Origin of the sequence: Kitasatospora sp. NPDC059571 (assembly GCF_042735675.1) — a bacterium.
Taxonomy (GTDB): domain Bacteria; phylum Actinomycetota; class Actinomycetes; order Streptomycetales; family Streptomycetaceae; genus Kitasatospora.
Map to the genome: position 1 here is coordinate 1 of NZ_JBHWBW010000763.1, position 2,016 is coordinate 2,016.

A 2,016-nucleotide genomic window follows, 5' to 3' on the forward strand; every position below is an offset into this window, starting at 1 on the left:
CGGCCGCTCCGCCCTGGAGCGGCCGGGGCAGCGGCATGTCCGGGATGATGGTCCACGAGGTGAGTGAGGAGAGCGGTGGCGATGAGTGAGGACAGGTACGACGGGCCCTGGCTGGTGGTCGGTCTCGGCAACCCGGGGGACGGCTACGCCCGCAACCGGCACAACATCGGCTTCATGGTGGTCGACCTGCTGGCCGAGCGGATCGGCGCGCGGTTCAAGGCCCACAAGAGCCGCGCCCAGGTCGCCGAGGGCCGGCTCGCCGGGCGGCGGGTGGTGCTCGCCAAGCCGATGACCTTCATGAACCTCTCCGGCGGCCCGACCACGGCGCTGCGCGACTTCTACAAGGTGCCCAACGCGGCGATCGTCGCCGTCCACGACGAGCTCGACATCGACTATTCCGCCCTGCGGCTCAAGTGCGGCGGCGGGGACAACGGCCACAACGGCCTCAAGTCCATCACCAAGTCGCTCGGGCCGGACTACCACCGGGTGCGCTGCGGCATCGGCCGCCCGCCCGGCCGGATGGAGGTCGCGGACTTCGTGCTGAAGGACTTCTCCGCCACCGAGCGCAAGGACCTCGACTGGTTCGTGGACCGGTCCGCGGACGCCGTCGAGGCGCTGATCTCCGAGGGCCTGGAACGGGCGCAGAGCACCTACAACACCTGACGCACCGCCAGGACGGCCGCCCGCGGCGGACGTTCAGCCGGAGTCGGCCTCGAACCAGCCCCGGCGCTGCGCCTCCGCTCCGGCGGCGAAGCGGGTCTCCGCGCCGAGCTCGTCCATGATCTCGCTGATCCGGCGGCGTAGCGTGCGCGGGGTGAGGTCCAGCCGGCGGGCGACGGCCTCGTCCTTGAAGCCCTGGTTCATCAGCTCCGCGACCTCGCGGCGCCGGCGGTTGCGCTCGCCGGCGCTGCGCGGCGGCGCCACCCCGAACGGGCGGGCCCGCTGCCACAGCAGCTCGAAGTACTGGCGCATCGCCTCCACCGCCACCGGGGAGTTGAGGTGCAGCGCCACGCTCGACCCGGTGGTGGTCAGCGCCAGCAGCGCCTGCGAGCGGTCCGTCACCTTCATCTTCATCGGCAGCCACGGCAGCAGTCGCACCTCCTCGCCGCCCTCCACGCAGCGGTGCAGGACCTCCGCCCCGACCGGGTCGCTGAGGAACGCCGTCTCGTAGATGCCGCGGTGGCGCACGCCGCGGGCCAGCGACGCCGGATTGGGCGGCAGCGCGGTGTGTGCGGTGAGCGGGAGGTCGTACCGGAAGGTGTCCAGCGTCAGGTGGTCCTCGGCGGCCACCGTGCCGATGGTGTTCGACAGCGCGACGATCTCGTCCGAGTCGGTCAGCACCCGGGCCAGACGGTGCGCCGGCGTCTCGCGCTGGTGCAGGTCGGCCAGCCGGCGCAGCCGGACGGCCTCCCGCTGGGCCTGCGCCAGCGCGTCGTACTCGGTGGTCAGTTCGTGCCGCCGGTGGGCCAGTGCGGCCTCCACCGCGGCGACCGGCGCGGTCGCCGACAGCACCGGCGGGTCGTGCGGCAGGGCGTGCGCCAGGCCGAGCGAGAGCAGCCGGGCCGCGGTGCCCGGCCGGCCCAGCCGGGTGTCCGCCTCGGCCAGCGGGACGGCCCGGTCGGCCGCGGCCAGCCGCCGGTAGCCCTCCGCGGCCTCGGGGCCGACGAGCACCGCCAGGAGCTCGACGGACTGTCCGAGCACCGAGTGCGGGCCGGCGGGTGAATCACAGGAATCGGGGTCCCGGAAGTCCCCCGGCGCCCAGGTGGCCACAATCGTCCTTCCGTCGCAGCAGCAGGTGACGACGCGTGAGGGAGGGGGCACTCCGCGCTCATACCGTGGGAGAAGATAGTAACTTCCGTGCGGGCGGCGGCAGACGGCGTCCGGCCTTGTAGCCTGGCTGGGTGCTTCTTCTTGTCAGCCGTCGCCACGTGGACCCGACGATAGTCGGAGTGTATCTGTCTCTTAAACACATCAGACGCTGCCGACGAGAGTAGGAGTGTAGATCTCTTTGGTCGC

Annotated in this window: 2 protein-coding genes; one reads left to right on the forward strand and one right to left on the reverse strand. The window is 72.3% G+C overall.

Features of this window, described 5'->3' with window-relative positions; all coding sequences use genetic code 11:
• Window positions 1–81: 81 nt before the first annotated feature.
• Window positions 82–663 (forward strand): aminoacyl-tRNA hydrolase, encoded by a 582-nt coding sequence (gene pth / locus ACFV0G_RS38765; RefSeq protein WP_380558423.1) that lies wholly within the window; start codon window positions 82–84, stop codon window positions 661–663.
• A 33-nt stretch (window positions 664–696) separates the two neighbouring features.
• Here the strand turns inward: pth and ACFV0G_RS38770 are convergent, their stop codons facing one another.
• Window positions 697–1,770, reverse strand: a complete 1,074-nt coding sequence (locus ACFV0G_RS38770; RefSeq protein ID WP_380558426.1) for a hypothetical protein — start codon at window positions 1,768–1,770, stop codon at window positions 697–699.
• Window positions 1,771–2,016: the final 246 nt, after the last annotated feature.